Raw genomic sequence first — 25,216 nt, 5'->3', positions numbered from 1 at the left:
CTATGTCCCAACGCTATCAACAGTCCGAAACGCTGCTTGAGCGAGCCTTGAACACGATTCCACTCGGCTCGCAAACCTTCAGCAAGAGTCGCACGCAGTATCCGTTCGGCGTCTCCCCATACTTCATCGAGCGCGGTCAGGGCTCGCACCTGTGGGATGTGGACGGTAACGAATACGTCGACATGATCGGTAGCCTCGCTGCCGTCACGCTCGGACATCGCGACCCCGATGTGGATGCTGCCGTGCGCGCGCAGCTAGACAGCGGTGTGATTTTCTCGCTACCTCACCGTCTCGAGATGGAAGTGGCCGAGCAGATTGTGAAGATGGTCCCGTGCGCGGAACGCGTGCGCTTCGGCAAGAACGGCTCCGACGCAACGGCCGGCGCGGTTCGCGTTGCGCGCGCTTTCACGGGACGCGATCATGTCGCCGTGTGCGGCTACCACGGCTGGCAGGACTGGTACATCGGCACCACGCTGCGTAATCGCGGCGTACCCGAAGCGACACGCGCCCTTTCGCACTCGTGGGCGTACAACGACATCGATAGCCTCGAAGCGATTTTCAAAGCGCATCCGGATCAGGTCGCCGCCGTCATCATGGAGCCGATGAATGTCGTCGAGCCGATGCCCGGCTTCCTCGCTGCGGTCAAGGCCCTGGCGCACAAGCACGGTGCACTGCTCGTGTTCGATGAAACGATCACGGGCTTCCGCTACGCCAACGGCGGCGCGCAGGAATTGTTCGATGTCACACCCGATCTGGCGACCTTCGGCAAAGGCCTTGCAAACGGATACCCGGTCTCGGCCGTCGCTGGTCGTGCCGACGTCATGCAACTGATGGAAGAAGTCTTCTTCTCCTTCACGTTCGGTGGCGAAACGCTCTCGCTGGCTGCCGCACTTGCGACCATGCGCAAGCTCGAGCGCGAGCCGGTTACGGCAACGCTCACATCGCAAGGCCTGAAGATCATCGACGGTCTGCGCAGCCGCATTGCAGCGCTCGGTGCCGAGGACTTCCTGTCGGTCTCGGGCCACCCGACGTGGAGCTTCCTGCTGATCAAGGATACGGACCGTTATTCGACGTGGTATCTGAAGACCCTGTTCATGCAGGAAATGCTTGAGAATGGCATTCTCACGTTCGGCACACACAACCTGAGCTACAGCCACTCAGACGCCGACATTGATGCGCTCTTCCGGGCGTACGATCACACTCTGCCGATGCTGGTGAGGGCGGTGCGCGAGGGCGGCATCGAGTCCATGCTCAAGTGCAAGCCGCTCGAACCGCTGTTCAAAGTCCGGTAAGTCGATGAAGGTCGTCATTCGCGCGGACGCGTCGATCCAAATCGGCTCCGGCCACGTCATGCGATGCCTGACGCTGGCGGATCGTTTGCGCACGCGTGGCGCGGATGTGACCTTCGTCGGCCGCCCTCACCCGGGGCACGCCGGCGATGTGATTGCCGCGCGCGGATATGCTTGGCTTGCGTTAACGGCATCGTCCGCGACGACAGCAGCCCCCGTCGTGCAAGACTCGCCGGACACGCCGCTCGCCCATGCTCGCTGGCTGGGTGTGCCCTGGCAAACCGACCTGATCGAGACGCAGCAGGTGCTTGCGCTAGTGAAGCCCGACTGGCTCGTCGTCGACCACTATGCCCTCGACGAGCGCTGGGAACGCCTTGCCCGGACGTCGGCACCGCGCATCATGGTGATCGACGATCTCGCCGATCGCGGTCACGACTGCGACATCCTGCTCGACCAGAATTTTCATTTGGATCCGCGCCGTCGATACGAAGGACGCGTGCCGGTCGACTGCGTCAAGCTTCTGGGGCCTGCCAACGCGTTGCTGCGGCCGGCGTTTCTCGGACCCCACCCGCCACGCACGATCCCGGATAAAATACGGCGACTGCTCGTGTTCATGGGTGGCGTGGATGCCGACAACGTGACGGGCAAGGTGCTCGACGCACTCGAGCTCTCGCCGCTACGCGACGTCCCGACTGACGTGGTGCTCGGCGCGAACGCTCCGCATCTGGCAAACGTGCGCGAACATTGTGCTGCGATGCCGCAGATCCGCCTGCATGTCCAGATCGACAATATGGCGGAACTCATGGCGGGCGCCGATCTGGCGATCGGCGCTTGCGGATCCGCGACCTGGGAACGATGCGCACTAGGCCTGCCGACGGTGGTCATCGTGCTCGCGGACAATCAACGCCCCTCTGCCAACGATCTGGCTACCGCCGGGTTCGTCTGCAATCTGGGAGACGCTACCGATCTCGCGCCGGACGTCATCGCACGCGAAGTCGTGGCACTCGCACACGACAGCACGCGCCGGGACAAGCTCTCGCGCGCGTCAATGGCGCTGATGCATGACGACCGGCAAGACCCCGCATCGCTGATTTTTGAATGGTCCGGGCATGCTCAGCACTGACACAACTCACGATTTTGGCATCAGTGATCGGAATGTCGCCCGAATGCACGCAGAAGATACCTGCGCTGCCAAACACCACAACTTGCCTCATTGCGGCAAGACGGCGCGGCCTGTGCCCGCCGGTTCGTTGCACGGAGTAGCACTATGACGATCAATATCGGTGGCCGCCTCGTCGGTCAGGAACACGAGCCGTTCATTATCGCGGAGATGTCCGGGAACCATAACCAGTCGCTCGATCGCGCGTTGGAAATTGTCGATGCAGCGGCTTCATCGGGGGCCCACGCGCTGAAGATCCAGACGTATACCGCCGACACAATGACGCTCGATATCCGCGAGCGCGAGTTCTTCATCTCGGATCCGAAGAGTCTCTGGCACGGCAAATCGCTCTACGAGCTGTACCACGAGGCCCATACCCCATGGGAATGGCACATGGCGATCTTCGAGCGCGCGCGCAGCCACGGCATGATTCCGTTCAGCACGCCGTTCGACGACACGGCAGTGGACTTTCTGGAGAAACTGGATGTCGCGCTTTACAAGATCGCGTCGTTCGAGAACACGGACATTCCGCTGATTCAGAAGGTCGCACGCACCGGCAAGCCGATGATTATATCGATCGGGATGGCAACGGTGGCCGAACTGGACCTGTCGGTGCGCGCCGCGCGTGAAGCCGGCTGCCGCGATCTGATTCTGCTCAAGTGCACCAGCACCTATCCTGCCACGCCTGAGAACACGAACATCCGCACCATTCCGCACATGCGGGATCTGTTCGATTGCGAAGTCGGCCTCTCTGATCACACGATGGGGGTGGGTGTTTCCGTCGCGAGCGTAGCGCTGGGTGCGACCGTCATCGAAAAACATTTCACGCTCGACCGCGCCGATGGGGGGGTCGACTCCACTTTCTCGCTCGAGCCACATGAGCTCGCGTCGCTGGTCGTTGAAACCAAGCGCGCCTGGCAAGGCCTGGGCAAGGTCGCTTACGGCCCGACAGCCGCCGAGAAGAAGTCGCTGGTGTTCCGTCGTTCCTTATACATCACGCGCGATCTGCGTGCCGGCGAAACGCTCGACGGCACAAGCGTGCGTGCGATTCGACCGGGATTCGGTCTGGCACCGCGCCACCTGCACGACATCTTGGGCCGCACCGTCAAGCAGGACATTCCACGCGGTACGCCGCTGTCCTGGGATTTGCTGGCCTGAGCAGCAAGCCTACCTTCACATCTGGAAGTTATGCGCATCGGTTTCGCAAGTATTTACGCCTATAGGCCCCATGTCGAACACATCTACTGGTTAGGTGAAATGATGCGTGGGCGCGGGCACGACGTCTCCTACCTGAGCTGCGACGGCGCGCTCACGCACTGCTACACGCGAGCGCTGCGCGATCAGGACCAGGGCTTGCGAGAGTGCTTCAAATGCACGCTGGGCGGTATTCGCTCGTTTACGGGCAAGTCGGTCGACTCGATGCGCAACCTCCGAAATCCCGTCGGCGCAGCCGCCGTCGCCGAGGGCGCAAAGCGCTGGGGTTTCTCCGGCGCTTGCACCATCCTGCGCACGGAAAGTCCTGAAGATAAGCTGACCGACACGTTCAAGCAGTTGCACGCACGCCTGACCATCGGCGCGGCGGAGGCATTCGCAGCGGCCACACGTTGGATCGAATCGCGCAATCTCGACGCAATCGTCTGCTTCAATGGCCGTATGGAAGGTCCGCGTGGCCTGATGGAAGCTGCGCGCGCCAAGGGCATTCCGTTCATTTCCGTCGAACGAACATGGTTCGGCGACGGACTCCTCCTGATTCCCGACCAGAACTGCCTGGGTCTCGATGCCGTGGGCAAAGTCGTCGCGGAGTACAGCAACAAGCCACTCACCGAGCAGCAGGCGCGCGTCGTGGCCAGTCTGCTGGCCGGCCGATTCCTGCGAGACAATACGCTCGAATGGCGCGCCTACAACCGCAACGCAGAAGATCGGGAATGGCCCGCCGCCAGCAATGGCATGCGACTGTTGATCACGCCCAGCAGCCTGAACGAGTTTGACGGCCATCCTGACTGGAAGACACAGTGGCCGAATCAGATTGCGGCGCTCGACAGCCTGCTAACGCAACTCGAGGTGAACCCGGCCAGTTGTATCCTGCGCTGCCACCCGAACTGGGGGGAGACTATCGGCCTGCGCGACGGCGGACTGGCTGAGCGCATGTACACAGAATGGGCGCAGAGACGCGGCGTGCACGTCATCGGCAGCAAAGACCGCACCAGCACGCTTGGATTGATCGCGCAAACCGATGCCATCGTCGTGAATGGCGGTAGCGCCGCCTTCGAAGGCGGCGCCCTAGGCAAACAGATCATCGCGCTCGGCACCTCGATCTATCAGCGCGCCGGGTTCCAGATTCAGTACTACGGTCCGGACGACGCTCCGAATCTGGCGCAAATCGGAAAGCAGTCGCCAGACGAAATCGCCCGTAAAGTACTGCGCTTTGCGTATGCGTTCAACTTTCGTTTTAACCAGTACGTCTCCGCCGTTCGCGCGAAAACGACCACGCATTACCTTTACGATCCGAACGTCGACGGTGAACGGCTCGAACGCCTCATTCAAAATCGTCGCGTGAGCGCTGACGACGACGTTGTCGCCAACGACACTGTCGGTGAAGATCGTGTGCTCGCGTTGTTGACCGCGCGCAACTGGGCCGAACTCCGCGAAGCTCAGCGTCCGATCCCGACAAATTATCATCCCGTCAATCGTCGTGGCGTATTTCGCTGGATCGACGAGGTTCGCGATCGCATGCCGATCGGCGACCGTTAGAACGTGTCAGCCCGTTACGTTCATTCAAGTTATCTCTGGGGAGTTTGCCAACATGAGCCGTGTTCGAAATTTGACGCGCAGTCTGATGACGCAACCTGGCTACACGCTCATGCGCGTGCCGGCCCGGTTCCGTCTCGCGCGTAATGCTGTCAGCCGTTCACGCAGCCTGTTGCAGAACGCCCGCCTCCAGCAGTTTCTCGCAGAATGCGAAGCACGCATGCACAAGAGCGTCTTCGCCGGTGTGAGCGGTCCGGAATTCGTCCAGACGCTTGAGACCGACGGACTGGCCTTCGGTCTCAAGATTCCCGTTCACATGGTCGAGGAAATCAAGGCGTACGCCGCTCAGGCCAATTGCTATGCCGATCGCGAGCCGGCGTACGGATTTCGCCCTGATCAACGCGAGGCTGCAGAAAAGGTGCTCGGCAAGCCGATTTTGCTGGCACAGTACTTCAATACGCAACGCAACTGTCCAACCATCGACAAGCTTCGACACGATCCGTTGATCGAATGGATCGCCGCTCGCTACATCGGTTCGGTGCCGTCGTTCGTCGGCGCCAACCTGTGGTGGACGTATGCCGTAAAGGCGCGCGAAGAGGATCGTTTCAAGCACGCCCACCTCTACCATCGCGACGTCGATTGCTTCCGGTTCTTCAAGTTCTTCTTCTACCTGACCGATGTCCTGCCGGGTGACGGCGCTCACGTGGCCGTCGCGGGCTCCCATCATCGTCCGCCAACCTTGCAGCGTTTTGATGCGATCAAGGTTCGCCGTTACGCCGACGAAGAAATCGATAGCGCCTATGCCCCGGACGATATCCGGGAAATCTGTGGCCCGGCCGGCACCGGCTTCGCTGAAAATACGCTATGCATCCACAAGGGTCGCACGCCAGTGCGTCAGGCTCGCCTGCTACTTCAACTGCAATTTGCGTTATTCGACTACGGTGTCATGCATGACAACCGTGACGAAAGTGATCTGCATCTGATCGTCTAACGTGATGATGTTCGTATCAACGTTTTATCTCTGCGGGTGCATCACAGGCGTCCGCATTTTCGTCGGTCATGGTGCCTGATGAGCTACAAACGCAACTTTGGCACCATTTTCCTGAACGGGTGTGCCGCCGTCGTGATGATGGCGCGCATGCTTGCGTATGCGAAAACCCTGCCGATCGGTGAGTTCGGTACGCTGAGCGTCGGCATCCTGATTTCCGCATCGCTGACGATGATCAGCGCGTTTGGCTTCTTCCTGCTCATGCAACGCGACCTGCCGCAGTTGTTCGCGTCCGGACGCGTCACGCGCGGCATGATAATGATGATCGAGGTCACGATCGCGACCGTCGCCTGCGCGATACCGATGTTGTTGATGGGCATGACCGGCATCACGCTCGCAAGCGCAGGCGGCGGGTTGCTGGCGCTGGCCACGATCCACGGGTTGAGCAATCAATTGTTCGGCATCGTCTCGACGGAAAGCAAGAGCCGCCTGTTGCAGACGGAATTCTCCGGCACCCTGTTTCTGCGAAGCATCGCCGTCTCGGTGGCGGGTATTCTGGCGGCCTGGTGGACCGACCGGGCGGAAGCCATTCTGATGGCGGAGATCTGTGCGACGCTGTTGATGGTCGTGGTAGCGGCCGTGCGTGCCAGTACCCGATATGGCCGGCCGGTGCTCGGACTTTGCCGGCTGGCAATTCGGCATCTGCCGAAAGTGGAATGGCGCACGGCAGCCGCGCTGTTCACCACGACTTTACTGGCGTTCCTTGTCCAGAATGCCGATCGCTGGACAGCGTCCTCGCTGCTCGACAAGCATGACTTTGCGGCGTTCGCATTCATATGGACGCTCCTGGCTATGGCTTCGACGCTGCAAACGACGATCAACGCCAATCTGTTCCCCAGTCTCGCGGCTCAGCTGTATCATGACGGCCCTCAAGCCGTGGCGCGTCGAACGCGCCAAATTTCCGTCGCGTTTTTCGCGGTGCTGGCAGTGCTCGCCATCCCCGGCTACTGGATTCTCAAGTGGGGCATTTCGACCTACTTCTCCCGGTACGCGAGCGTTACCGCTTATCTGCCATTGTTCCTCGCTGCCGCCGCGTTCAGATCCTCGGATTTTTGGAGTAACTTTTTCGTGATCGCGGGCAAGACCCGTGTACTGTTCCTGTGCCAGGCAGCGGTGCTTGCCATTACGGCGCTAATCTCGGTGACCGCGTGGTTGCTCCCCGGCATTCCGATGCTGATGCGGCTTTCGATTTTGCCGCTCTCGCTATCCGGCCTTTCCTTCGTGTTCGGATTCGGTGCCACACGGCTCGCACAAAAATAACTTATGTCGAGATTATTCAAACTGACGTTCCTTTGGCGATGGTGGGTCACCCTTCGTCATTTGCCACTCGGGGTGCGCATCCATCCGCGGGCATTCGTACGCGCCAGCCTGTCGCAAGTACGATTTGCGCGCGGCACTCGGATCGCCCGCGAAGTGCTGATCAACCTGCCGGACGGTGGGCAATTCTCGGCCGGGGTCGGCGTATGGTTGTCCCATGGCATCGAAATCGAATCGACGACGCGTGTCGACATTGGCGAAGGCACGACCATTCAACGCCGCGGTTCGTTCAACGGCACCGTCTCGATCGGACGCGGGTGCCTCTTCGCGCCGAACGTCTTCATTTCCTCCGGCTCGCACATATTTTCTGCCTGGCCCGAGTTGCCCATTCGCGAACAGGAAGCTCGTTACGCAGCCCTAGCCCCCGACCAGCGTCCCGCCGGCTTCGAGGACAAGCCTGTCACGATCGGCGACGATTGCTGGATCGGCGTGAACGTCGCCATCATGCCCGGCGTCACCATCGGCACCGGCTGTGTCATCGGTGCCAACTCGGTCGTCACGAAGTCGCTGCCCCCGTATTCCATCGCGGTCGGTTCGCCGGCCGTTGTCAAGGCAAAGAGGGGCGCATGAACACAGCATTGCTCAGACGGCTGGCTGACCTGATTCGCACCGGTGCGGTCACCGGGATTTTCTCGATTTACTACCTTTATTACCTGACCGACTTCAAAGATGGCGAAGTGACGCAGTTACCGCCATACATCGCGCTGGCCAAGTATGCGGTCTTCGCCGTGTTTCTGGTCAGCCTGCTGCCGTTCCGGATTTCAACGCGCTACCGCGATGACATTCTGTACGTCCCTCTCTTCGCGATGTGCGGTCTGAGCTACATTGGGGCAATCGCGATGGGATTGGAGAATCCGACCGCGCTGTTCCTCAATACACTCATTTTCCTGCCGGTCTTATTCTCGGCGCGCATGACGGAAACGGGGCTTAATGATACGTTCCGTCTCGTCAAGAACATCATTCTCGTGCAGTGTGTGCTGGGGTTTGCGCTGCGCGCAGTCGGCATCGATCTCTGGACGGGGGGAGCCGTCTCCGGCGGCGTGGGCAACCCGAGTTCGTTCGGGCTGCTGTGCTGCGTGTCCTATCTGTATGTGGATACGTTCAGCACCCAGGCGCGTTTCGAGTTGCCGCAGAAGGCCATTCTGGCACTTGGCGCCGTGGCGACGAACTCAGTGTTTTCGCTGCTCACGATTGGCGCCATCGTGCTTCTGGTCGAGGCACGCAACCGCCGGCTGTTCTTCATCCTGCTCGCCTTTATCCCGACAATCGTCGTTGCCTCATGGCTGATAATGCGCGCAGAGGCGTCGGGGGCGCCATCGTTCCTGGTACACAAGATCCTCGCCGTGCTCAATTTCGTCGGACTGGTCGATTATGAGGTGACCGCTGGCATCACGGGCGGCCGGATTGCCGATCACATCAATCTCGTGCTGGGCTACATCGATAATCCCAGGACGATGCTCTGGGGTCACATCGACTCCACGGCATATCTGCCCGCGGACAGTCAATACGTCAGCTACCTGGCGTCGTTCGGTATTCCGCTGAGCGTATTGTTCGTCTTCGTGAATTTGCGGATCTATCTGCGTGCGGGCTCCGCCCGAGTACTGCAAACACCCCAACTCCAGTTCTTGCGTAACGCGTTGGTCATCTTCATGATCAACTTCTTCGTGAACCGAATCCTGGATTATTTCCCGATGATGTTCATCTTTCTGATGATCGTGATCGGTCTCGCCCGCAGCCCATCGCTCGCCGAAGTCAACTCAGCAGAAGCAACATGAAAGTCTGGATCGTCAATCCCTACGGTAGCCTTCCCGGAGAAGCATGGCGCGAGTATCGCAGCGCAATGCTGGCGGACGCGTTTGCCCGTGCAGGGCACGAAGTCACTTGGTGGATTTCGAACTTCGAACACCGCTCCAAGAAGTTCCGCTGCGAAGGTTATAGCGAGCGAGCGCTCGACTCCGGTGTAAAAGTCCGCATTGTGCCGACGACCACCTACCGCAGCCATGTGTCTGTCGACAGAATTCGCAGCGAGCGCACGTTCGCATGCAACGTCGCCAAGATCGCCGCACAAACTCCGGAAAACAAGCCCGACATCGTAGTGCTCGCCGAGCCGTCGGTCTTTTATGGCAAGCCCATCGTCAAGATGGCAAAGCAGTTCGGTGCCAAGCTCGTCGCCGACATCATCGACATCTGGCCGGAAGTCTTCGCGATGATTCTGCCGAAGGCCGTGCGACCGCTCGAGCGCCTCCTGCTAGCACCGCTCTACCGTCGGCGCGCATCGATCCTAAAGGCATGCGACGGGATCGTCGGCGTTTCCGAGGACTACCGCCTCGTCGGTCATCGTGCAGCGCCATCGATGCCGTCTGACGTTTCATACTGGGGTGTCGATGTCGCGATGATGCGCGAAGCGATGCAGCGCGAAAACGGTGAAGTCCACGAGAAACTCGGACTGCCGCCGAAAGCACCGGGCGAAGTCTGGGTGATCTACGCGGGCACGCTGGGTGCCGGGTACGATATGGCGTCGATTCTGGCCGCGGCCGAATCGCCGCGACTGGCGGGCAAGCCCGTCAAGTTCCTGTTCGCGGGTGACGGCCCGCAACGCCCGCTGCTCGAAGCCGCGGGTGCCAAGACAGGCACCAATGTCGTCTATCTGGGACGTCTTGACCCCAACGATCTCAACCTTTTGTACAAGTATTGCGACATCGGCCTGAGCACGTATCTGGCGCACTCGACGGTCTCTATGCCAATCAAGTTCTACGACTACCTGGCCGCCGGCGTCGCCACAATAAACTCGCTCGACCGCGAAATCAAACGTCTGATTGCGGATCACGAACTCGGCATGCAGTACACGCCCGGCGACGGCGATTCGCTCGCAAAGGCAATCGCCACACTGGCCTCGGACTCCGAGCGTCTGGCGCGCTGCAAAGCGAATGCCGCTAGACTCGGCCCGCGCTTCGACCAGTACCTCCAGCACGACGCGTTCGTACGCTTCGCCGAAGGTCTGAAATAGGTTCCAACCATGTTCCGCAAACTCTACCTCTCACCGCTCGGCTATCTGATCTCGCTGGTGCTGAACGTGCTCGGCGCGGTTTCTCGGCCGTTCATGGTCTACGGCTATGTATCGCGCAAAGATGGGCGATTTCTGCGTTTCACGCGCGTGAGCTCGAATGCCAAGATTCTGGACGCCGCAAATCTCAAGATCGGCGATCACTGCTGGGTCGGCCCGCACTGCCTGATCGACGCGAGCGGTGGGGTGGAGATCGGCGAAGGCGTACAGATCAGTTCGCTCAACGCCGTGCTCTCGCACAGCAGTCACGTGTCGGTGCGCCTTCTGGGCAAGCAATTCATCACGACGCCGACGCCGCAACGGCTGGGATTCATCAAATCGCCTGTAGTGATCGGCGACTTTACATTCGTCGGGAGCGGCGCGATCATCTTGCCCGGAACGCAGATTGGCAAGGGTTGTGTCATCGGCGCCGGCAGCCTGATCCGTGGACATATTCCGGATCATTCGGTTGTCGTCGGCAATCCTGGCCGCATCATCGGCACGACGGACAAATACGACGCTGAATTCGTGCGCAGCGGCGCCGTCGACGCCACATTCTTCGATTCGGCGCGATTGGCAGAGTTGAAGGCTGGTACGACCGATACGGCCAACGCAGCACCCACGCAAAGTCACTAAGACAAGACCCCCGGTCATCCGGGCACTCAGACACCTTCTCGCAAAACAAGGACTTCGCTCATGACGGCCAAATTCCTTCCCTTCGCCCAGCCGGAAATCGGAGAGGCGGAAATCGCCGAAGTCGTGGACACGCTGCGTTCCGGCTGGGTCACTACCGGCCCCAAGACCAAGCAATTCGAAGCGGATTTTGCTGCCTTCCTGGGCGGCGGCGTGGAAGCCATTGCGGTGAACTCGGCAACGGCCGGACTGCATCTGGCGCTCGAGGCGGTTGGCGTCGGTCCCGGCGATCAGGTCATTACCACGACGCACACGTTTACGGCGACCGCGGAAGTCATCCGTTACCTGGGCGCCGATCCCGTCTTCGTTGACGTCGACCCGAACACGCTCTGCATTGATATCGATGGCATGGAGCGCGCGATCACGCCGGCGACCAAAGCAATCCTGCCCGTGCACTTCGGTGGCCGTGCCGCCGACATGCAACGTATTATTGCGATTGCCAAGCACCACAACCTGCGCGTTGTCGACGATGCCGCTCATGCGCTGCCCGCCACGAGCAACGGCGAACTGATCGGCGCGATGGATACCGACGCAACCGTGTTCAGTTTCTACGCGAACAAGACCATTACCACCGGCGAAGGCGGCATGGTCGTTACGCGTCATCCGGAAGTGGCCAAGCGTGCGAAGATAATGCGTTTGCACGGCATTAGCCGAGACGCTTTCGACCGCTTCACGTCGACCGCACCGAGCTGGTACTACGAGATCGTGGCCCCGGGCTTCAAGTACAACATGACGGACGTGGCCTCAGCCATCGGCCTGCATCAATTGAAGAAAGCGCATGCGTTCCACGAACGCCGCGAAGCGATCGCGACCCGTTACAACGAGGCATTCGCCGATCTGCCGATGGTGCTTCCTCCGCTTGCGGCCAAGGGCGATGTTCACTCGTGGCACCTTTATGTCGTCCGTCTGACGGATGCTTCGCCGTTGAACCGCGACGCGCTCATCGAGCATCTGTTCAAGCAAGGCATCGGGTGCAGCGTGCACTATATCCCGCTGCACCTCCAACCATACTGGCGTGACCGGTACCGTCTCTCGCCTGAAATGTTCCCTGTCAGTCATGACATCTATACGCGCACCCTCACACTGCCGCTGTACACGAAGATGACCGATGAAGACGTCGAGCGCGTGGTGAGCGTTGTACGAGGCGCGCTGAGCTGATGTTTGCTAAACGCGTCTTCGATGTGCTCGCGAGTGCGGTGGGGCTGATCGTGCTATCCCCCGTGTTCCTCGTGATTGCCATCGCCATCAAGAGAGAGTCGCCGGGACCGGTGTTTTTCCGCCAGGAACGCGTGGGCCTTCACGGCTGCCCGTTTCTGATTCACAAGTTCCGGACGATGCGCCTGTCCAGCGACGGCCCGCTGATTACGATCGGTGCCGACCGTCGCATCACGCGCAGCGGTGCTTTGCTGCGGCGGCTGAAGCTCGACGAACTGGCGCAATTGATCGACGTGTTTCGCGGCACCATGAGTCTCGTGGGGCCGCGTCCGGAAGTGCCTAAGTACGTGGCACTTTATCCGGAGGACATCAAACGTATTGTGCTGAGTGTTCGACCGGGCATCACGGATCTCGCGTCGATCGAGTATCGAGACGAAAACGCACTCTTGGGGAAGAGTGACGATGCCGAGCGAACCTACATCGAAGAAGTCATGCCCGCGAAACTGGCGTTTTGCGTCAAATATGTGCGAAATCGCTCTTTTATGCTGGACTTACGCATTATTTTCCGGACTTTCGCTGCCGTTTTCGGGTGAAAGGCAACAGCGTCCGGTTGCGCATTTGCCCCGGCTACAATAACCACAAAACCACCGGGTTCAAGAGAGTGTAACGATGCGACGTATCACCCAATGGCCGCGCTCGACGAAGAGCGCCGTAGTGCTATCGGCAGATGCCATTCTTCTTCCGCTGTCCTTCTGGACGGCCATCGGTTTGCGCCTCGATGTCTGGTCGCTGCCGCAAATCCACGCTTGGTGGGTCTATCTGCTGCCTCCGGCAACCGCGATCCCGATTTTCATTCGTCTTGGATTGTATCGTGCCGTCGTTCGGTACATGGAAGGCCGAGCCATGCTCACCATCGGGCTCGGCGTCACCATCTCGGTGTGGTTGTTGGCCGGGTTGTTATCGCTGCTCTCGCAACCACCGGTACCACGCGGCGCATTGCTCATCTATTGGCTAATCGCCATTCTTTACATCGGGTGCAGCCGCTTCCTCGCCCGCGCGGCATTGCGTCGCTTGCTACAGGAAGACATCTTCCCCCGTCGCGGGGTCATTATTTACGGCGCTGGTAGCGCCGGGTGTCAGTTAGCCGGCGCACTACGTACCGGCCGAGAGTATCGTCCAGTCGCGTTCGTCGACGACAACCGCGAGCTTCAGGGGCTCGTCATGATGGGCCTGCACGTATACTCTCCCAAAGAACTGCCTCGCGTTATTTCGCGATTCAACGTCCGTCAGGTGCTTCTCGCCTTGCCCTCGGCCAGCCGTAGCCGTCGCCTCGAAATCATCAACGGGCTGGAATCGCTGCGAGTCGAAGTCCGCGCAATTCCCGGCATGGCCAATCTGGTCAATGGTGAGGTCGATGTGGCCGATATTCGCGAAATCGACATCGACGAACTGCTCGGCCGCGAAACCGTTCCGCCCAGTGAGCAACTGCTCAGTGCCAACATCCGCGGCAAGAGCGTGATGGTCAGTGGCGCCGGCGGGTCGATCGGCTCGGAGCTATGCCGTCAAATATTGCTGCAAAAGCCGAAGTCCCTGATTCTTTACGAGATCTCCGAATTCGCGCTGTACTCCATCGAGCAGGAACTCTCGCAGATGGCGCGCCGTCACCGGCTTGACGTGCCGATCCTGCCTGCGCTCGGCTCCGTACGTGACGGCGAGCGGGTACGAGAAGTCATGACGCGCTATCAGGTGCAGACGGTCTACCATGCGGCGGCATACAAGCATGTGCCTCTGGTTGAACTGAATGTCGTTGAAGGAGTGCTCAACAACACCTTTGGCACTTGGGAGACGGCGAAAGCCGCCATTGCATCCGGTGTCGAAACCTTCGTTCTGATCTCAACCGACAAGGCTGTGCGGCCGACCAATGTCATGGGCGCCAGCAAGCGTTTTGCAGAGTTGGTGTTACAGGGACTCGCGCACAGCAAGACGAGTTGTACGCGATTCTGCATGGTGCGGTTCGGTAATGTGCTGGGCTCGTCAGGTTCGGTCGTACCGCTGTTCCGGCGTCAGATCGATGTCGGCGGCCCGGTCACGGTGACGCACCCGGATATCATTCGCTACTTCATGACAATTCCCGAAGCTGCACAGCTCGTGATTTCCGCTGGTGCATTGGGCGGAAATGGCGAAGTGTTCGTCCTGGATATGGGGCAGCCGGTCAAGATCGTGGATCTCGCCCGCCGGATGGTTCACCTGAGCGGCTTCTCGGTTCGCGACGCACAAAATCCCGACGGCGACATCGAGATTTCGTTCTCGGGGCTGCGTCCCGGTGAAAAGCTCTATGAAGAGCTGCTGATCGGCGGCGACGTGCTGAGCACGGTGCATCCGAAGATCATGATGGCCAACGAGCACCTCCTGCCATTGCCCGAGCTCGAAGCTGCGCTCGGTCGACTCCGTTCGGCATGTGAGCGTGGTGATCACCAGACGATTCTCAACGTACTGCGCCAATGTGTGTCGGGTTTCCGTCCGGACAGCGAAATTCGCGACCTGCTCTTCACTACGCCTTCCGCCGCAACGGCTGCGGCTGCGGCTACAGCAACTGAACTGAGACAGGCGAAGGTAATTTCCGTCCATCGCGTCAACGACAAGTAATTCGCAGGTGGCTGGCGGCGTGCGGAAGCACTACGGGTAGCCGCCGCCAGGCACGCTTCGCTCAGGTCGCCCCGACTTCAGGCTTCGTAGCGATAAGGCGGGGTATTGGCTATGTGATACTCGCTACGTAACAGGCCGAAGCAAATCAGATCATGGTAAAACCCGTTCTTGAGATGCTGGTCGCGCAGCACACCTTCGCGGGTGAAACCCAGACTCAAGTGCATGCGAATGGACTTTTCATTGAAGTCAAGCGCCTGGCCACAAATTTTGTGCAACTTGAGCGACTCGAAAGCGAATGCAATCGCGACCGCACCTAAACGCTTGCCGGAGCCGCGCGGCGCGTCGGCTGCTGCATAGAAGCCCCAATCGGAAATCGCACCGGGCGTAACGTTCGAATAATTCACGAAGCCTAGCGGTACCTCCCCGTCCTCCACTATCAGTAGACGGCGCGACGCATCGTTCGACATTTTCGAGAACCATTTCGTGTGTTCTTCGAGGCTGATCTCGTGATCGGTGAACATGCAGTGGCGCACTTCCGGACGATTTCGCCAGGCGAGCACGGCACCGAGATCCGCCGAACGCATCGGACGAATGGTGAGCGATTCAGACGTACTCATGAGAATTCCGGCGGGCGCCGACAAGAAAGAGAATCGTTGGTGGAGCGGAGGAGGATCGAACTCCCGACCTTCGCATTGCGAACGCGACGCTCTCCCAGCTGAGCTACCGCCCCACACGAAGCCACAATTATAGCGATTTTTCTCTGCGCGGCGAGGAACCGACCAAATTGCTCGGGAATTGGAAAATTTTCCACATTTCCATCGGAATACGCGCTTCTACAGCAGCGCCCTGCCCCCTTAATTCGCCCCCAAATTCCCCTTCATCCCCTTGATGGACGGCACTTTCGGCGCTTTCGCCACCACCGTCTTCTGTGCGCGCAGATACCGCGCCACCACATCCCATACCGGCTCGCCCTGGACCCCTTCCGCCACCGGCGCCCATCCGGCGACCTTGTACGTCTTGCTCGCTTCGATCAATTTGCCGTTCAGACGCATTTCGGTGATGCGCTGCCCCATCGGTGCCTTCGGGTCGATCGTGTAGTCCATCCCGCCCACGCGCACCATGTCTCCGCCCTGCTGGTAGTACGGATCGGGGTTGAACAGGTTGTCGGCCACATCCTCGAGCACCGTCTTGATCGTCTCGCCGGTCATCGGTGTCAGCGTCGTGTAGGGATACGTGATCGCCGTCTGATCAAGCAACTGCTCCATCGTGATCGTTTGCCCCGGCAGCAGCGACGTCCCCCAACGGAATCCCGGCGAAAACCCAATCTCGGCATCTTTCTCCGCCATGACCGCATCAAGCAGCAGCTGATCGAACGTCCCGTTGAAGTTCCCCCGCCGATACAGCACGCCTTCCGTCACCGCCAGCGGTTCCGCCAGCTTCGACGCAAATGGTGCGCGCACGCGCTCGATGAGCGCCTGCATCGGCGCGTCGGCCGGGAGCAGATTGGAGAACACCGGCAGCAGCTTGTAACGGAAGTCCGCCGGCTTGCCGCCCTTCACGTCGAAGTCCAGCACCGCCAGAAACTTGCCGTTCGACCCGGCATTCGTCACAAGCGTCTTGCCGCCAGCGTTTTCCACGGTGACAGGCTTCGGCACCCCGTCGTGCGTATGACCGCCCAGAATCGCATCGATACCCCGCACGCGCGACGCCAGCTTCAGATCGACGTCCATCCCGTTGTGCGACAACAAGACCACGACCTGCGCCCCCTTGCCGCGCACCTCGTCGACCATCGACTGCAGACGCTCCTCCTGAATGCCGAATGTCCAGTCCGGCACGAAGTAACGCGGGTTCGCAATCGGCGTGTAGGGGAACGCCTGCCCGATGATCGCCACCGGCACCCCGTTCATCGTCTTGATCGTGTATGGCGCGAAGACCGGGTCGCCGAAATCGTTCGTCTGTACATTCTGGGCGACGAAGTCGATCTTGCCCTTGAGCTGCTCCTCGACGACGGACTTCACGCGATCCGCCCCGTACGTAAATTCCCAGTGCGCCGTCATCACGTCGACGCCAAGCGCCAGCGTGGCGTCGACCATGTCCTGGCCCTTCGTCCACATCGACGTGCCGGACCCTTGCCATGTGTCGCCGCCGTCCAGCAGCAGCGCGCCGGGGCGCGACGCCTTCATGCGCTTGACCAGCGTCGCAAGGTGCGCAAACCCGCCGACCTTGCCGTACGTGCGCGCCGCCGCGGCAAAGTCGAGGTACGTGAACGCATACGCGTCAGGCGTGCCGGGACGCAGGCCATATGCCTTCAAGAACGCCTCGCCCACCAGATGCGGCGGCTTGTTCGCCTGCTCGCCAATCCCCAGATTGACGCTCGGCTCCCGGAAATACATCGGCAGCAACTGCGCATGGCAGTCGGTGAAATGCAGCAGATGCACATTGCCGAACGTCGGCAGATCGTAGAACACGTCTGCCGCCTTGGCCGCTGCCATCTCCTGGTGCGACAACGCCATCCCGCCCGCCGCCGCCACCGCCAACACCTGCATGAACTCGCGTCGATTCATTTCGTCTCCGTAACGCACACGTCGTGCGGCGCGCCTGCTTTGTCGTTAGCTAATGCATCCGTACCCGTCAGCTCGTACCGCGCCAGTACACCATCGACGCGATGCCGCAGCGAACGTCCCGCAGTGATACGGCAACGATCATCTTCCGTCTCGTCCCGCCAATTCACTGAGTCTTCAAATCACTGAGTTGTCGATTCACCGAATCACCGGATCTCTGATTCAAACCCTGATTCATCGGGTTGCCAAATCACCGAAACACCGATGGCACTTGGTCACCGTGTCACCGTGTCACTTGGTCATCTGGTCACTTCCCCGCGTAGTCCGCCAGCGCCGCCACGTCCTCGCCGAACATCTCGCCGACTTCCTTGCGCAGCACTTTGCCGTTACGTCCAATCACATACAACTCCGGCAGCCCGCGACGCTTGCCCAGCACCGCCCGCCAGGCGTCCGTTTCCATACCCGCAGGAAACGTGTAGCCATGCGTCTTGAGGTAGTCGATGGCTTCCTGCGGTTTCTTGTCGATCGATAGCGTGACGATCTGGATCGGCTTGCCGCGGGTGGCCTCGTAAAGCTTCTGCACATGCGGATTCTGCTGCGCACAGAACGGACACCACGACGCCCAGTACTCGACGATGACTGTCCGGTCCTTGAACGCGCTCGCGGGCAGCGTCTTGCCATCGAGCAGCGTGAGCGACGGCAGCGTGACCGTGTCGCCGACCTCCAGCGCGTGCGCCGGTGCGCCAAGGGTCATCGCTCCCACGACGAACGCCGCAATGATCGTCGCTTTCAAACGCCCGAACACGCCCATGCCACTTCGTCGTGCAACGTAGCTCGGTCGACGTACCCCGCAGGCCCCAAAAACAGCACCCACCCAACCCAGCATCGAGTGCGCCCCCATCTGCCAGACGGTCATTCGCGCAAGACGTGAATCCGAAACAGACGCAAACCCACACCCACCTCGCCAGTCCGCACGCGAGCGCGGCCATCGCGACGGTCGGCGACGATCAGCGACTTGATTCGTATATTCCAGGGATGTCATGCAGCGCTCCGGAAACCGGCGGCGACCGTCGATCAACGATCTCGGGTCGCCCGCCGGAACGACGGTGGCTTATTGATTGACGGGAGACGCGGGGTCGAGCAGCAACGCCATGACGTCCTTCAACTGTTTCTCGGTCAGAATGCCCGCCGCGCCAAACCTCGGCATGTTCGAGCAAGCCGCGTAGCTATGCGAGTCGTAGACCTTCGCCCACGTGTACTTGACCACTTCGGGCGAATCGCCGCGCAGCTTGCCGTAGTGATACAACGACGGACCGATGTTGCCGAACGAGATCTCACTCTTGGTCAACTGGTGGCACGCGTAACAGTTGCCGCCATTGACGGTATCGGCCTTGTCGGTGAACTGCAGGCCTCGACCGTTCTGGGCAACCTTCTCGCCTTCCTTCCAGTCACCAAGATATTGACCGTCGGCCGGTGCCTTGACCTTCGCCAGCTCGGCTTTTTGCAGCCGTTCAGCCACCTTCGCCGGCATCGGCTTGGTCGCGTACTGCGTGCACAGCTTCTGCAGCTCGCTCTGATCGATGCGGTCAAGCTGCGCGATGCCCGAGGCGCGGAACGAATCGCGCAATTCCTGCACAACGGCCGCATCGGTCGTGCCGCTCACCAGCTTCGGACTCTCGTCCTGCGCGAAGGCCGTGCCGACGACGAGTGCCCCGGCCGCTGCCAGCGCGACGCCCGTCGCGCGCAATGCGAATGATTTCATGGGTGTGCCTCGCAATCGGTCAGCGCTTCAGGCCAGGGGCGTCCATCTTGCCGCCATTGGCCATCACGCCGAGGAAGGTAATCAGGTCAATGGACGCCTGCGAGCCGTAATTCAGCACCGGCATGCGCTGCTGGCGGAAGCAATCGTTCATCCGCCACTGCATCGTGCGCAGCGCACCCTGCGAGACACGATAGCCCGGCCACGTCGCAAACGCCTGTCGCGCCGCCGCGGGCTTGGTCAGGTTCGGCAGATCCTGAAGACGGATACGCTTGTCATCCGCCCCGTGGCACGACGCGCATGAGAAATCGTACGGACCGGAACGGTAGTAGAAGATCTTCTGACCGCGCGCGTAGGCGTCCTTCTCTTCCTTGTGCGCCTGCGACACGTGAATGACGGCGCCGCGCGACTGACCCGCCACATAGGCGGTGAGCGCTTCGAGATCGGTCGGATCCTGCCCTTCCTTGGAGAACGGTTGCTTGATGACGTCCGCGCGCTTGAAGCCCTGCAGATGCACCATGCACTCGACGATGCGCGACTCGGCATCGAGCACGCGTTTCGTGTCGGGGAAGTAGCGCGGCAGTTGCGCGTAGGCGTTCTTGACGACACCCGCGCCAAGCCCCAGGTCGCACTGCGCCATCGATACGTTGTTCGGGCCGCGTGGTGTCTTCCAGAGTTCCTCGCCGCGCATCTCGACGAGTTCTGCTGGATTGCCGTCGGCGAGCATCTCGCGATATTGCGCGATGGCGTCGGCCGTCGAACTTTCTGCAGCGAATGCGGGGGCACTGACGCCCGCGATGACGAGCACGCCGCCGAGCACAGTCCGTCGCAGCCACGCTGCGTCTCCTGCCGTGCTCTTTCGTTGGCTCGCCCGTGCGCTATGTTGCGCCTCGTTCATCTCGATCTCCTCTTCGTGGGGTTGGTCCGCGCAACGGGGAATCTCCCGAGAGCGCTCGTGCTTGCACACTGCACGGCGCGGATTTCGCTTCACGCCGTCCCACCCGGCCGGATTCGCGTGGCAGCGCCTATGACGCGCCGCCGCACGTCTGCCGACGTTCGCCCGTCAGGCGATGGCCGTCTCGTCGGTCCGCGAGTCGCCCTTGTTGTCGACCCACATGACCGTGACCTTGTCGCCCTTCTTGGCGCCCTTGAACTTGAACGCCATGAACGGATCTTTCGACACCGCCGGGCCCCATTCGGCCGACAGCACCGTCTTCCCGTTGCAAGTCACCGTGACGTTCTGGATGAAGTGTGCCGGGACGATATTACCGGAAGCGTCCTTGCGCTGGCCGGTTTCCATGATGTGACTCATCAGCACCTTGACCTCGACGACACCGCCGGCCTCGGTTGCGCGAATGCGCATCGGATTACCCATGTTGTGGCTCCTCTGTTCTACGATGCGTCGCTTAACCGCCGCAGCCGCCCAGCGTGACCTTGATTTCCTTCTCGGCCACGAGGTACTTGTTGTCCGCCTTGACGAGCGCATAGACCTTCGAGGTCTGGCCCATCTTCACACGCGTGGTCACCGCCGGCTCGGTACCGTCGGGAATCTCGAACGACGCCGCAAGCGTATTCGGATTCTTCTCGATCAGAATCGCGATCATCTGCGTATTCGGCGCCTTGCTCGCCACCGCCACCGGCACAACCGCTCCGTTCTCGGCGATGTCGGGCGCGGTCAGCACCACCAAATCGCTCGGGCTGGTGCCCGTGCCACCCAGGGCCTTGACCGTGTCGGCCACGCTCCGGGTCGAGAACGCCGCCTTGTTCCAATGCGCCTCTGCCGCGCGCGCCTCTTCGGGCTTGATCAGCCCGGCGGCTACCGCCAGTCCCATTACCGCGGAAAACCGCAGCATGTCGCGTCGCTGTTGGTTCATCTCTGTGTGTTTCCTTCTCTGAGGGCCGCCGATACGAAGTGGACCATCGATCCGCCACGTACCGGCCGCCGTTCGCTCGCCTGACCCGCCGCCCGATCCTGCCGGGCAGCCTGCCGGCGAGCCCCCTGCCCCGGTGTTACTTCGCCGGGGCGCCGGCCAGAACCCACTCAACGAGGATCTTGGCGTCGGCATCCGACAGGTTCGGGTGCGCCGGCATCGGGATCGGACCCCAGACCCCCGAGCCACCGCCCTTCACTTTCTTGACCAGCTTGGCCACCGCGTCCTTGTCACCCTTGTACTTGGCAGCCACTTCCTGATAGGCCGGGCCCACCAGCTTCTTGTCGACGGCGTGGCAACCCATACAGGCGTTGGCACCCGCGAGCTTGGTCGCCGCTGCGACATCGACACCGGCATGGGCCAGCGAGGTGCCGGCCAGCATGGCCGCGGCGATCAGCATCTTTTTCATCGTATCTCCTTCGATTTGTGTAGGGGACGGGGGTCCTGCGGCGGCCCGAAACCCTCGGCGCGTCCGTCGAACCTCCTGCCCGCTCAATGTGCACCACGGAGAATCCAGTCGACCATCGTACGGATATCGGTTTCGGCGACCTGCGATTGCGGCGGCATTGGCATGCTGCCCCAATTGCCGGCGCCTCCGGCACGTATCTTCGCCACCAGTTTTTCAGCCGCATCCGGCTGCCCATGGTACTTGGTGGCGACCTCCGAGAAGGCGGGTCCGATCTTTTTGTCGGTCACGCCGTGACACGCCAGACAACCGTTCTTGTCCGCAAGCGTTGCTGCCGATGACGTCGCAGCGGCGGAATGGGCCGGCGCGTCCGAACTCGCCATGCCGAGCGTGGCGAGGGCCGCCGTCTTGCGCACCGACGCGTTTTGCGCGGCAGTGCCCGACAGCGGCGGCAGCTTCGTATCGACTCCGCGCACCGGACCGATGATCCGGTTTTGCGCGGCCAGATCCCCATGCGCGTCGCGGGCGTACGCAGGGAGTGCGGACGTCACGATACCAGCCTCAGGACAATCCTGCATACACGCCTTGTTATGAGTATCCGGTTTGTCGCCCACGCGCCACATGCCATGCGCGCGCGTCATCCCGTTGCGATTGGGCATCAGTTTCTGCACGTCGCCAATGGTCTTGTCCGACAGCACGAAGTCCGACGGCACGATCTCCGCAAGATTCAGGAGATAGGCGGTGACCGCGTATACCTCGTCGGGCTTGAGCGAACGCGGCGCGTTCCACGGCATGGCGCGACGGATGTAATCCCAGATCGTCGAGATCGTATCGACCTTCATGAAGGTGGTGCGCACCGGCTGATTGTTCGCGCGCAGCGATGCCACGTGCCCCGTCTTGATGTCGTCGGCGGTGGTGCCCCCCACCAGCGGATTGAACACCTCGTTGCTCTCGCCAAACGTGCCGTGACACGATGCGCAGCGCGCGTCGTACACCTTCTGGCCGTCGGCGACAGATCCCTGTCCTTTGGGCAACCCTTTGAAGTCGGGGCGCACGTCGATGTCCCACGCGCTCAATTCCGCCGGCGTGGCATCGCGTCCGATCCCAGGTGGCGCCTTGATGGCGGGCTGGACCGGCGCCGCCTGCGCCGGGGCCGAGAACCAGGCCGCGACGGTCAGGCCCGCGAGCGTCAATGCGGCCACCCAGAGCACGGCCAGGACCACCGACTGCGCGCGCCGACGCATGGGGCGCTGCAACTTAAGTTCAATCGACGTGGACATTGGTCACCTCCCCGTTCGTCGCCACTTGCCACGTCTGGATTGCGTTGTTGTGATAGATCGACTTCGTGCCGCGCACTTCCCGCAGTTGCCGATAACGCGGTTGCACGAAGCCCGTCTCGTCCATGGCCCGGCTTTGCAGGAGCGCCGGCGAGCCATCCCATTGCCAATCGAAATTGAAGCGCGTGAGGCACTTCGGCAGCACAGGCGATTCGAGCCGCGCCGCGCGCCAGGTCTTGCCGCCATCGGTCGACACGTCGACCCGTTTGATGCGGCCCCGCCCCGACCACGCAAGACCCGTCACGTTGAAATAGCCGCGATCGAGCAACGCCTGTCCCCCGGAGGGCGACGTGATGACCGACTTGCACTCCTGGATCGACGTGTACTGGCGATGCTGGCCGTCCGGCATCAAGTCGACGTAATGGCTCGTTTCATCCTTGGTGTTCCACGGCGCGTCGCCGACCTTGATGCGACGCAGCCATTTCACCCACGACACACCCTGCACGCCGGGCACGACCAGCCGCAGCGGATAACCGTTTTCGGGACGCAGCATTTCGCCGTTCATACCCCAGGCGACGAGCACGTCGGAGAGCGCCGCCTCCATCGAGATCGTTCGGGTCATACCGGAGCCGTCGCCGCCTTCGGCGAGCACGTATTGGCCGCGCTTGGTATCGGCGCCCACCTCGTCGAGCAGAACCGACAGCGGCACGCCCGTGAATTCGCAGCACGACAGCATGCCGTGCGTGTACTGGACGGTCGGCACGGCGGCATTGCCCCACTCCATGCCGGTGTTCGCGCCGCATTCGATGAAGTGCATACGCGACACGGACGGCAGGCGCATGATGTCGTCCATCGTGTACACCTTCGCTTCGCGCACGAGGCCATGCACCATCAGGCGATGCTGCGTTGGATCGATCTCCTGCCAGCCCTGATGATGGCGCTCGAAGTGCAGCCCGCTGGGCGTGATGATGCCGAACAGACCTTGCAGCGGCGTGAAGGCCACCGACGCCTGCGCCGTTTGCGTCAGTCCCGGCGACTGACGGCGTTGCAGGTTCGCTTCGAATTTCGACGGCATGCCGTACGGACGTGCCGCGACCGGCTGGCCGAGCGACGTGGCCCACGGACGCGGTTCGAGAATCATCGGATCCCCGGCGGTCTTGGGCGCGTCGGCGGCAAAGGCCGCACCGCCCGCGAGCGCGGCACCGGCGGCCAGGAAGCTGCGCTGCAGGAAATTGCGCCGGGTGGGATTCAACCCGTCGCGGGCAATGTCGTCGGCAAGCGTGCTGTCGACGAAGTTCTCCGGAGCCCGGCGCAAACGGCCGGCTCGCGATGCGCTATCGCTGGTCTTGCTCACCCTGTCTCCTCGCGTTTTGTGGCGTCCGCCAGCGTCGCGAGGACACGGACGGCTTACCGCTTGCGTTCGAATCGATATGTGCGGTCTGGTTGCCGCACTGACCTACGGGTATTGCCGTGCCGCAGTACTACGGTATTGCCACGGTCTGCTGCGTGCTTCAGTTGGCGCGTGGCATGAAGCCATCGACGGCACGCTCCGGCAGCGCCTCCTCCTCGAGTCGGCCGGCGACCTGCACGCACACCGCGCGGCAGATCTCGACCACCCCGGTATCCGCGATCGTGTAATACACCTGATTCCCGTCGCGACGCCGTGCCAACACGCCCGCCTGATACATTGCCCCGAGATGCCGCGATACATTCGTCTGCGACGATCCCACCTGCGTCACCACCTCGCTCACCGAGCGTTCGCCACCGCACAGCGCATGCAGAATCCGCAACCGCGTTGGCTCGGAGAGCAGGCTGAAGTAGTGCGACACCTTTTCGAATACGCGATCGAGTTCTTCCATGACGGTCAGTCTTTGAGTTCGTATGCTGGCACAAGGAATTTCGTATATGCCTAATGACGCATATACGGATAATCAAAACAATGCGCGTCGGACGCAAGCTGCACTGCAACACGTTGGCGACCGATGTCTCGTTGCGGAGGGCGCGCATTGGGCGTCGGTCAGACGCGCTGCCGTGTATATCCAGGGATATAGCGCTCCACCTCATATGCGTTTGCGCGACATGCAACGCCGAGCCTACCGTCAGGTGCAGCCGCATGCGCGACGACCCGACGGATTGGCGCATCAGGGAAAAACCCGATAAGAAAGTGGCGGGAGACAGCGTGCC

The 25,216-nt window shown here is 61.3% G+C and carries 26 protein-coding genes and 1 tRNA gene; 14 read left to right on the top strand and 13 right to left on the bottom strand.

Annotated elements, in window-relative coordinates:
- Nucleotides 1–2: 2 nt before the first annotated feature.
- The 5 genes from PanNE5_RS08285 (at nt 3) to PanNE5_RS08265 (ending at nt 6,187) form a co-directional block, all read left to right on the top strand.
- On the top strand, nt 3–1,292 hold the full coding sequence (locus PanNE5_RS08285; protein WP_017233557.1) for an aminotransferase class III-fold pyridoxal phosphate-dependent enzyme: 1,290 nt from the start codon (nt 3–5) through the stop codon (nt 1,290–1,292).
- A gap of 4 nt (nt 1,293–1,296) precedes the next feature.
- Nucleotides 1,297–2,412: a UDP-2,4-diacetamido-2,4,6-trideoxy-beta-L-altropyranose hydrolase gene (pseG, locus tag PanNE5_RS08280; RefSeq protein ID WP_017233558.1), complete on the top strand. Its 1,116-nt coding sequence runs from the start codon at nt 1,297–1,299 to the stop codon at nt 2,410–2,412.
- Nucleotides 2,413–2,556: 144 nt separating this feature from the next.
- On the top strand, nt 2,557–3,606 hold the full coding sequence (pseI, locus tag PanNE5_RS08275; RefSeq protein WP_017233559.1) for a pseudaminic acid synthase: 1,050 nt from the start codon (nt 2,557–2,559) through the stop codon (nt 3,604–3,606).
- Nucleotides 3,607–3,705: 99 nt separating this feature from the next.
- On the top strand, nt 3,706–5,199 hold the full coding sequence (locus tag PanNE5_RS08270; RefSeq protein ID WP_017233560.1) for a hypothetical protein: 1,494 nt from the start codon (nt 3,706–3,708) through the stop codon (nt 5,197–5,199).
- A gap of 52 nt (nt 5,200–5,251) precedes the next feature.
- A complete protein-coding gene (locus tag PanNE5_RS08265; RefSeq protein ID WP_026131872.1) occupies nt 5,252–6,187 on the top strand; it encodes a hypothetical protein in 936 nt (311 codons plus the stop codon).
- Between the two features lie 83 nt (nt 6,188–6,270).
- Here PanNE5_RS08265 and PanNE5_RS08260 read toward each other — a convergent pair whose 3' ends face one another.
- Complete coding sequence (locus tag PanNE5_RS08260) at nt 6,271–6,564, bottom strand: hypothetical protein (RefSeq protein ID WP_232424599.1); 294 nt, start codon at nt 6,562–6,564, stop codon at nt 6,271–6,273.
- Here PanNE5_RS08260 and PanNE5_RS08255 point away from each other — a divergent pair.
- The 9 genes from PanNE5_RS08255 to PanNE5_RS23030 all read left to right on the top strand — a co-directional run bounded on the left by PanNE5_RS08255 (nt 6,563) and on the right by PanNE5_RS23030 (nt 15,229).
- Nucleotides 6,563–7,504, top strand: a complete 942-nt coding sequence (locus PanNE5_RS08255) for a lipopolysaccharide biosynthesis protein (RefSeq protein ID WP_232424600.1) — start codon at nt 6,563–6,565, stop codon at nt 7,502–7,504. The genes PanNE5_RS08260 and PanNE5_RS08255 overlap by 2 nt on opposite strands.
- Nucleotides 7,505–7,507: 3 nt before the next feature.
- Nucleotides 7,508–8,131: an acyltransferase gene (locus PanNE5_RS08250; protein WP_026131873.1), complete on the top strand. Its 624-nt coding sequence runs from the start codon at nt 7,508–7,510 to the stop codon at nt 8,129–8,131.
- Entirely contained in the window at nt 8,128–9,336 is a 1,209-nt protein-coding gene (locus PanNE5_RS08245) for a hypothetical protein (RefSeq protein ID WP_261939600.1), read from the top strand. Before PanNE5_RS08250 ends, PanNE5_RS08245 begins: the two co-directional genes overlap by 4 nt.
- The gene (locus PanNE5_RS08240) at nt 9,333–10,568 is read left to right on the top strand and encodes a glycosyltransferase family 4 protein (RefSeq protein ID WP_261939599.1); all 1,236 of its coding nucleotides are present in this window, start codon (nt 9,333–9,335) and stop codon (nt 10,566–10,568) included. The genes PanNE5_RS08245 and PanNE5_RS08240 overlap by 4 nt, the downstream gene beginning before the upstream one ends.
- Before the next feature lie 9 nt (nt 10,569–10,577).
- The gene (locus tag PanNE5_RS08235; RefSeq protein WP_017233566.1) at nt 10,578–11,240 is read left to right on the top strand and encodes an acyltransferase; all 663 of its coding nucleotides are present in this window, start codon (nt 10,578–10,580) and stop codon (nt 11,238–11,240) included.
- A gap of 60 nt (nt 11,241–11,300) precedes the next feature.
- Nucleotides 11,301–12,455: a DegT/DnrJ/EryC1/StrS family aminotransferase gene (locus PanNE5_RS08230; protein ID WP_261939598.1), complete on the top strand. Its 1,155-nt coding sequence runs from the start codon at nt 11,301–11,303 to the stop codon at nt 12,453–12,455.
- Entirely contained in the window at nt 12,455–13,045 is a 591-nt protein-coding gene (locus tag PanNE5_RS08225; RefSeq protein ID WP_017233568.1) for a sugar transferase, read from the top strand. The genes PanNE5_RS08230 and PanNE5_RS08225 overlap by 1 nt, the downstream gene beginning before the upstream one ends.
- A gap of 175 nt (nt 13,046–13,220) precedes the next feature.
- Nucleotides 13,221–15,098 carry a polysaccharide biosynthesis protein gene (locus tag PanNE5_RS08220; RefSeq protein ID WP_232424601.1) on the top strand — a complete coding sequence of 626 codons (1,878 nt, stop codon included), beginning with the start codon at nt 13,221–13,223 and terminating at the stop codon, nt 15,096–15,098.
- The gene (locus PanNE5_RS23030) at nt 15,098–15,229 is read left to right on the top strand and encodes a hypothetical protein (protein WP_157211439.1); all 132 of its coding nucleotides are present in this window, start codon (nt 15,098–15,100) and stop codon (nt 15,227–15,229) included. Before PanNE5_RS08220 ends, PanNE5_RS23030 begins: the two co-directional genes overlap by 1 nt.
- On the opposite strand, the gene pseH is transcribed toward PanNE5_RS23030, so the two are convergent.
- From pseH to PanNE5_RS08160, 12 genes are all read right to left on the bottom strand, one after another.
- Complete coding sequence (gene pseH / locus PanNE5_RS08215) at nt 15,176–15,715, bottom strand: UDP-4-amino-4,6-dideoxy-N-acetyl-beta-L-altrosamine N-acetyltransferase (RefSeq protein WP_261939597.1); 540 nt, start codon at nt 15,713–15,715, stop codon at nt 15,176–15,178. The two genes, PanNE5_RS23030 and pseH, sit on opposite strands and share 54 nt — an antisense overlap.
- A 37-nt stretch (nt 15,716–15,752) precedes the next feature.
- Nucleotides 15,753–15,828: transfer RNA gene (locus tag PanNE5_RS08210), tRNA-Ala, on the bottom strand.
- A 124-nt stretch (nt 15,829–15,952) separates the two neighbouring features.
- Complete coding sequence (gene soxB / locus PanNE5_RS08205; RefSeq protein WP_261939596.1) at nt 15,953–17,662, bottom strand: thiosulfohydrolase SoxB; 1,710 nt, start codon at nt 17,660–17,662, stop codon at nt 15,953–15,955.
- A gap of 304 nt (nt 17,663–17,966) precedes the next feature.
- Entirely contained in the window at nt 17,967–18,470 is a 504-nt protein-coding gene (locus tag PanNE5_RS08200; RefSeq protein ID WP_017233572.1) for a TlpA family protein disulfide reductase, read from the bottom strand.
- A 300-nt stretch (nt 18,471–18,770) separates the two neighbouring features.
- Nucleotides 18,771–19,421 (bottom strand): sulfur oxidation c-type cytochrome SoxX, encoded by a 651-nt coding sequence (gene soxX, locus PanNE5_RS08195; protein WP_017233573.1) that lies wholly within the window; start codon nt 19,419–19,421, stop codon nt 18,771–18,773.
- A gap of 19 nt (nt 19,422–19,440) precedes the next feature.
- Nucleotides 19,441–20,316 carry a sulfur oxidation c-type cytochrome SoxA gene (gene soxA, locus PanNE5_RS08190; RefSeq protein WP_083902279.1) on the bottom strand — a complete coding sequence of 292 codons (876 nt, stop codon included), beginning with the start codon at nt 20,314–20,316 and terminating at the stop codon, nt 19,441–19,443.
- A 165-nt stretch (nt 20,317–20,481) separates the two neighbouring features.
- Nucleotides 20,482–20,793, bottom strand: a complete 312-nt coding sequence (gene soxZ / locus PanNE5_RS08185) for a thiosulfate oxidation carrier complex protein SoxZ (protein ID WP_017233575.1) — start codon at nt 20,791–20,793, stop codon at nt 20,482–20,484.
- Nucleotides 20,794–20,824: 31 nt separating this feature from the next.
- On the bottom strand, nt 20,825–21,292 hold the full coding sequence (gene soxY, locus PanNE5_RS08180; protein ID WP_017233576.1) for a thiosulfate oxidation carrier protein SoxY: 468 nt from the start codon (nt 21,290–21,292) through the stop codon (nt 20,825–20,827).
- A gap of 136 nt (nt 21,293–21,428) precedes the next feature.
- Nucleotides 21,429–21,758, bottom strand: a complete 330-nt coding sequence (locus PanNE5_RS08175) for a c-type cytochrome (RefSeq protein ID WP_017233577.1) — start codon at nt 21,756–21,758, stop codon at nt 21,429–21,431.
- Between the two features lie 83 nt (nt 21,759–21,841).
- Nucleotides 21,842–23,035, bottom strand: coding sequence for a c-type cytochrome (locus PanNE5_RS08170; protein ID WP_017233578.1), 1,194 nt, complete (start codon nt 23,033–23,035; stop codon nt 21,842–21,844).
- Complete coding sequence (gene soxC, locus PanNE5_RS08165; protein WP_017233579.1) at nt 23,019–24,386, bottom strand: sulfite dehydrogenase; 1,368 nt, start codon at nt 24,384–24,386, stop codon at nt 23,019–23,021. Before soxC ends, PanNE5_RS08170 begins: the two co-directional genes overlap by 17 nt.
- Nucleotides 24,387–24,543: 157 nt before the next feature.
- The gene (locus tag PanNE5_RS08160) at nt 24,544–24,891 is read right to left on the bottom strand and encodes an ArsR/SmtB family transcription factor (protein WP_017233580.1); all 348 of its coding nucleotides are present in this window, start codon (nt 24,889–24,891) and stop codon (nt 24,544–24,546) included.
- Nucleotides 24,892–25,216 lie beyond the last annotated feature (325 nt).

The organism is Pandoraea sp. NE5 (assembly GCF_024363545.1).
Taxonomy (GTDB): domain Bacteria; phylum Pseudomonadota; class Gammaproteobacteria; order Burkholderiales; family Burkholderiaceae; genus Pandoraea; species Pandoraea cepalis.
The sequence above is the reverse complement of the archived record's forward strand: the minus strand, read 5'-3'. Positions and strand labels throughout refer to the sequence as shown.

Excerpts from the sequence above, each read along its gene's own strand:
- PanNE5_RS08285 (WP_017233557.1), top strand. The coding sequence starts at position 3 with ATGTCCCAACGCTATCAACAGTCCGAAACGCTGCTTGAGCGAGCCTTG.
- pseG (WP_017233558.1), top strand. The coding sequence starts at position 1,297 with ATGAAGGTCGTCATTCGCGCGGACGCGTCGATCCAAATCGGCTCCGGC.
- pseI (WP_017233559.1), top strand. The coding sequence starts at position 2,557 with ATGACGATCAATATCGGTGGCCGCCTCGTCGGTCAGGAACACGAGCCG.
- PanNE5_RS08270 (WP_017233560.1), top strand. The coding sequence starts at position 3,706 with ATGATGCGTGGGCGCGGGCACGACGTCTCCTACCTGAGCTGCGACGGC.
- PanNE5_RS08265 (WP_026131872.1), top strand. The coding sequence starts at position 5,252 with ATGAGCCGTGTTCGAAATTTGACGCGCAGTCTGATGACGCAACCTGGC.
- PanNE5_RS08255 (WP_232424600.1), top strand. The coding sequence starts at position 6,563 with ATGACCGGCATCACGCTCGCAAGCGCAGGCGGCGGGTTGCTGGCGCTG.
- PanNE5_RS08260 (WP_232424599.1), bottom strand. The coding sequence starts at position 6,564 with ATGCCCATCAACAACATCGGTATCGCGCAGGCGACGGTCGCGATCGTG.
- PanNE5_RS08250 (WP_026131873.1), top strand. The coding sequence starts at position 7,508 with ATGTCGAGATTATTCAAACTGACGTTCCTTTGGCGATGGTGGGTCACC.
- PanNE5_RS08245 (WP_261939600.1), top strand. The coding sequence starts at position 8,128 with ATGAACACAGCATTGCTCAGACGGCTGGCTGACCTGATTCGCACCGGT.
- PanNE5_RS08240 (WP_261939599.1), top strand. The coding sequence starts at position 9,333 with ATGAAAGTCTGGATCGTCAATCCCTACGGTAGCCTTCCCGGAGAAGCA.
- PanNE5_RS08235 (WP_017233566.1), top strand. The coding sequence starts at position 10,578 with ATGTTCCGCAAACTCTACCTCTCACCGCTCGGCTATCTGATCTCGCTG.
- PanNE5_RS08230 (WP_261939598.1), top strand. The coding sequence starts at position 11,301 with ATGACGGCCAAATTCCTTCCCTTCGCCCAGCCGGAAATCGGAGAGGCG.
- PanNE5_RS08225 (WP_017233568.1), top strand. The coding sequence starts at position 12,455 with ATGTTTGCTAAACGCGTCTTCGATGTGCTCGCGAGTGCGGTGGGGCTG.
- pseH (WP_261939597.1), bottom strand. The coding sequence starts at position 15,715 with ATGAGTACGTCTGAATCGCTCACCATTCGTCCGATGCGTTCGGCGGAT.
- soxB (WP_261939596.1), bottom strand. The coding sequence starts at position 17,662 with ATGAATCGACGCGAGTTCATGCAGGTGTTGGCGGTGGCGGCGGCGGGC.
- PanNE5_RS08200 (WP_017233572.1), bottom strand. The coding sequence starts at position 18,470 with ATGGGCGTGTTCGGGCGTTTGAAAGCGACGATCATTGCGGCGTTCGTC.
- soxX (WP_017233573.1), bottom strand. The coding sequence starts at position 19,421 with ATGAAATCATTCGCATTGCGCGCGACGGGCGTCGCGCTGGCAGCGGCC.
- soxA (WP_083902279.1), bottom strand. The coding sequence starts at position 20,316 with ATGAACGAGGCGCAACATAGCGCACGGGCGAGCCAACGAAAGAGCACG.
- soxZ (WP_017233575.1), bottom strand. The coding sequence starts at position 20,793 with ATGGGTAATCCGATGCGCATTCGCGCAACCGAGGCCGGCGGTGTCGTC.
- soxY (WP_017233576.1), bottom strand. The coding sequence starts at position 21,292 with ATGAACCAACAGCGACGCGACATGCTGCGGTTTTCCGCGGTAATGGGA.
- PanNE5_RS08175 (WP_017233577.1), bottom strand. The coding sequence starts at position 21,758 with ATGAAAAAGATGCTGATCGCCGCGGCCATGCTGGCCGGCACCTCGCTG.
- PanNE5_RS08170 (WP_017233578.1), bottom strand. The coding sequence starts at position 23,035 with ATGTCCACGTCGATTGAACTTAAGTTGCAGCGCCCCATGCGTCGGCGC.
- PanNE5_RS08160 (WP_017233580.1), bottom strand. The coding sequence starts at position 24,891 with ATGGAAGAACTCGATCGCGTATTCGAAAAGGTGTCGCACTACTTCAGC.